Genomic DNA, 4,341 nt, shown 5'->3' on the forward strand with positions numbered 1-4,341 from the left:
CCCCGGCATCCGGACCTGCTCGTAGCATGGAGACATGCCCTTCTCCGGTGAGATCCACGAACGCGTCGCGAATGCGCCCGCAGTGCCGCATGGCCTGCCGTTGGTGCTGCTTCTCACCGGTTTCACGGATGCGGGCAGCGCGGTGTCCGGTCTGATCGATCACTTGCGCGAGACCGCATCGCCACAGCCGGTCGTGGTGTTCGAGAACGACGCGCTGCTGGACTACCGTGCGCGTCGTCCGGTGATCTCGTTCGACCAGGACCATCTCACGGAGTTCACGCCACCACGACTCGAGCTGTCGCTGGCGACCGATGCACTCGGTCGTCCGTTCCTGCTCCTCGCCGGATACGAGCCCGACTTCGCGTGGAACCTCTTCGCGAAAACAGTTCTCGCGCTGGCGGCGGAGTTCGAGGTCTCGGGCCTGCACTGGGTGCATTCGATCGCGATGCCGGTACCCCACACGCGCCCGATCGGCACGACGGTCAGCGGCAATCGCCGGGAGCTCACCGTGGCGCACTCCGTGTGGCGTCCGCGCACGCAGGTCCCGGCGACAGCGGGGCACCTGCTCGAATTCCGCTTCGTCGAGCGCGGCGATCGAGCCGTCGGCTTCGTTCTGTTGGTTCCCCACTACCTCGCCGAGACCGAGAATCCCGACGCGGTCATCGCGGCGGCGGAGCGGCTGATGGCGTCGACCGGACTCGTGCTCATGCTGGATGCCGTCCAGGAGCGCCGCGAGGACTATCTGACGCGGGTCGACGAGCAGGTCGCCGGGAACGACGAACTGCAGCAGATGGTCCACAATCTCGAGCGCCGCTACGACGCGTACATGGCGGGACGTAACCCCGACGACGACTCCTACGACGAGGGCGGTTTCAGCGAGCGCGACCTTCCCAGTGCCGATGAGCTGGCCGCGGAGCTGGAGCGCTACCTGGCCTCGCGCCCGTCCGGCGACGAGGACAAGCCCGGTCGCGGTTGAGGCGGATCCGCGAGAACTTCGTCGGAATGCGTCCGCATCGCCACACGTGTGCGATACTAGGACTCTGACCCGTTGTCAATCAGTGTTTTCGAGCGCTGGACTTGACAAGGGTCTTACTAGTGTCCGAAATGTCCCGGGGCTACACAGCAGCTCCGTGAAAGGCGAAACGTGACTCCTGCCACGACGAAGAACACCCGGACGAAGAAGGCTGCCGAAGAGACGACCGCCGACGCTCCGGTCGAGGCCGATGCGCCCGAGAAGCCCGCGCCCCTGAGCGCGGCGAAGCGTGCGGCAGCGAAGCGCGCCCCCGTCAAGAAGAAGAAGTCCGAGGACGTCGTCGAAGAAGACGAGGCTCCCGCAGCTGCCGCTGTAGAGGATGACGAGGACGAGGACGCCAAGCCGAAGTTCACCGAGCCGCTGCCGACCGGCGCGATCGTCATCTCGTCGAACGACGACGAAGACGTCCCCGTCTACTCGACGCAGATCACCGGTGCGACGGCCGACCCTGTCAAGGACTACCTGAAGCAGATCGGAAAGGTCGCGCTCCTGAACGCGGCCGAAGAGGTCGAGCTCGCGATGCGCATCGAGGCGGGTCTGTTCGCCGAGGAGAAGCTGTCGGCGATGACCGCGGCCGAGAAGACGAGCCAGCTCGGTCTCGACCTGCAGTGGGTCGCCCGCGACGGTCAGCGTGCCAAGAGCCACCTGCTGGGTGCGAACCTGCGACTCGTCGTCTCGCTCGCCAAGCGCTACACCGGCCGCGGCATGCAGTTCCTGGATCTGATCCAGGAGGGCAACCTCGGTCTGATCCGCGCTGTCGAGAAGTTCGACTACACCAAGGGCTTCAAGTTCTCGACCTACGCCACCTGGTGGATCCGTCAGGCGATCACCCGCGCCATGGCCGACCAGGCCCGTACCATCCGCATCCCGGTGCACATGGTCGAGGTCATCAACAAGCTCGCGCGAGTGCAGCGTCAGATGCTGCAGGACCTCGGCCGCGAACCCACTCCGGAAGAGCTCAGCCGTGAGCTCGACATGACGCCCGAGAAGGTCGTCGAGGTGCAGAAGTACGGCCGTGAGCCGATCTCGCTGCACACTCCGCTGGGTGAAGACGGCGACAGCGAGTTCGGTGATCTCATCGAAGACACCGAGGCCGTGGTCCCCGCCGACGCCGTGGGCTTCACCATGCTGCAGCGTCAGCTGGAGCAGCTGCTCGACTCGCTGTCCGAGCGTGAGGCGGGTGTCATCCGCATGCGCTTCGGCCTGGGCGACGGTCAGCCGAAGACGCTCGACCAGATCGGCGACACGTTCGGTGTGACGCGTGAGCGCATCCGCCAGATCGAGTCCAAGACGATGGCGAAGCTGCGTCACCCGAGCCGCTCGCAGTCCCTGCGGGACTACCTCGAATGAGCCAGGCGAACGACGGCAAGGCGCTCGAGACCAGCGTCGACGGCAAGAGCTACGCACGCATCCCGCTGCGCACCCGCGTGGTCATGCCCGAGGACGACCTCGATGCGATCATCACGGAGTACGCCAAGGACGCCGTGCAGCCGGGCGACCTGTTGTTCGTGACCGAGAAGATCGTGGCGATCACCCAGGGGCGGTCCTACCGTCTCGACGAGATCAAGCCGCGCAAGCTCGCGCTCTTCCTCTCTAAGTACGTCACCCGCACGCCGTACGGCATCGGGCTCGGCATGCCCGAGACGATGGAGATGGCGCTGCGGGAGTGCGGCACCCCGCGTATCCTGTTCGCGTCCGCCGTGGCGGCGGTGACCAAGGCTTTCGGCCGTCGTGGTGACTTCTACCGCATCGCCGGAGACAAGGCACGCGCGATCGACGGTCCGACCAAGCACACCATCCCTCCCTATAACGAGGCCGTCGTGCTCGGACCCAAGGATCCCGACGGCGTGGCCGCACACGTGAAGGCACTGATCGGCGGTCAGGCGGAGGTGGCGGTGGTCGACATCAACGATCTCGGCGGCAACATCCTCGGTTCGACGCTCGACAAGGACGCAGAGCGTCGCCTCGTCAAGATCCTCGGCGACAACCCGCTCGGACAGGGCCTGGAGTCGACGCCGCTCGGTATCGTCCGCGCGGTCTGATCCGCTCAGATCCACGAAGAAGGCCCCGGATGCTCAGCATCCGGGGCCTTCTTCGTGGATCTCAGAAGCCGATGACCTCGCGGTAGCGAGGCTTGTGGCCCGTGCGGATGCCGGTGACGCTGGGCTTGTTCTCGTACACGCCGGCACCCCAGTTGCCCTCGACGAGCACGGGCCCGTCCGGGGAGACCACGATGTCCCAGCCGACGTACTGCACCTGCGGCACGATGCGGGCGACCTTGTCGATGAACGCGCGCACCTCGTCCATGTAGGGAAGCTGGAAGTCGGCGATGCGGAAGCCCGAGTCCGGATGCGTCTCGTGCACGTGGCCGTGCGAGTCGTACCCTGCGCCGACGGCATGACCGTTCTCATCGAGCATCGTGTAGAAGCCGCCGAACGTCATCTGGTCGCTCACGGCACCACGCCCGAACTTCTGGGCCATCGCCAGGATATGGGCTTTCTCGCCGTCGAAGAACGCCGTGATCCGGGTGGTGTTCACCGTGCCGGGGCACACGGCTGCGAGGGCGTCGTGCTGACGGATGACTTCCTCGATCAGGAGTTCGCCGCGGGCCAGCAGCCCACGGTGGAACTCGTCCCAGTCGTCGATGTCGGCGGCGTGATAGCGGTGCACTCCGGTGCCCGCCTGGCCCACCGGCTCCTTCGTGACGATCGTTCCGAGGCGCTGGGTGAGCTCGCGAACAGCGTCGGCGTTGCCCTCCTCGACGACCATCCATTCGCGGTGCAGATGGTCGGAGAACTGTTTGTCGAACTCGACCTTGTCCTGGAAGATCCAGCGATAGTCCGGGTGGTCGTACCGCTGGGAGAGCTGGTTCGAGACCGGATGCGTCATGTACGTCGCGCGCTCGGCCTTCGTCAGCATCGCGAAGTCGTAGTCGATGTAGTCCTGGAACCCGACGTTGTGGCGCGCGGCCGACCAGAGCATGTCGACGACGATCGCGGGGACCGCCTTGTGGTGCTGCTCGGAGGCCTCTTTGGCGCGTTCCACCACCGATCCGACGTCGATGCGGCGGGCACGTCCCATCAGATAGCGGATGCGGGGCGCGAGGGAAAGACGAGACATGAGGCTCCAGGGTCGGGGTCCCCACCAGTCTACGGGGGCCGGGGAGGCCGACCTGGGAGCCGGAAGCTAGGCTGGAACACGTGTGTGACACGACTTCCAGCTCCCTGCCGCGTGCGATGATCTCCCGCTCCGCCCTGGCGGCAGGAGCGTCGGCGGCGGTGGCAGCCGGTGGTCGCGTGGCCGATCTG

4 protein-coding genes are annotated in these 4,341 nt (G+C 66.1%); 3 read left to right on the plus strand and 1 reads right to left on the minus strand.

Features of this window, described 5'->3' with window-relative positions:
- The first annotated feature begins 34 nt into the window (after window positions 1-34).
- The 3 genes from KZA10_RS08580 (at window position 35) to KZA10_RS08590 (ending at window position 3,075) form a co-directional block, all read left to right on the plus strand.
- Window positions 35-976, plus strand: coding sequence for a proteasome assembly chaperone family protein (locus KZA10_RS08580; RefSeq protein ID WP_055867890.1), 942 nt, complete (start codon window positions 35-37; stop codon window positions 974-976).
- 168 nt (window positions 977-1,144) lie between these two features.
- On the plus strand, window positions 1,145-2,383 hold the full coding sequence (locus KZA10_RS08585; RefSeq protein ID WP_017830477.1) for an RNA polymerase sigma factor: 1,239 nt from the start codon (window positions 1,145-1,147) through the stop codon (window positions 2,381-2,383).
- Window positions 2,380-3,075 carry a coenzyme F420-0:L-glutamate ligase gene (locus KZA10_RS08590; RefSeq protein WP_218682656.1) on the plus strand — a complete coding sequence of 232 codons (696 nt, stop codon included), beginning with the start codon at window positions 2,380-2,382 and terminating at the stop codon, window positions 3,073-3,075. Before KZA10_RS08585 ends, KZA10_RS08590 begins: the two co-directional genes overlap by 4 nt.
- A 61-nt stretch (window positions 3,076-3,136) precedes the next feature.
- Here KZA10_RS08590 and KZA10_RS08595 read toward each other — a convergent pair whose 3' ends face one another.
- A complete protein-coding gene (locus KZA10_RS08595; protein WP_218682657.1) occupies window positions 3,137-4,153 on the minus strand; it encodes a sugar-transfer associated ATP-grasp domain-containing protein in 1,017 nt (338 codons plus the stop codon).
- Window positions 4,154-4,341 lie beyond the last annotated feature (188 nt).

The sequence above is a fragment of the Microbacterium sp. BF1 genome, from assembly GCF_019279095.1.
Lineage (GTDB): Bacteria > Actinomycetota > Actinomycetes > Actinomycetales > Microbacteriaceae > Microbacterium > Microbacterium maritypicum.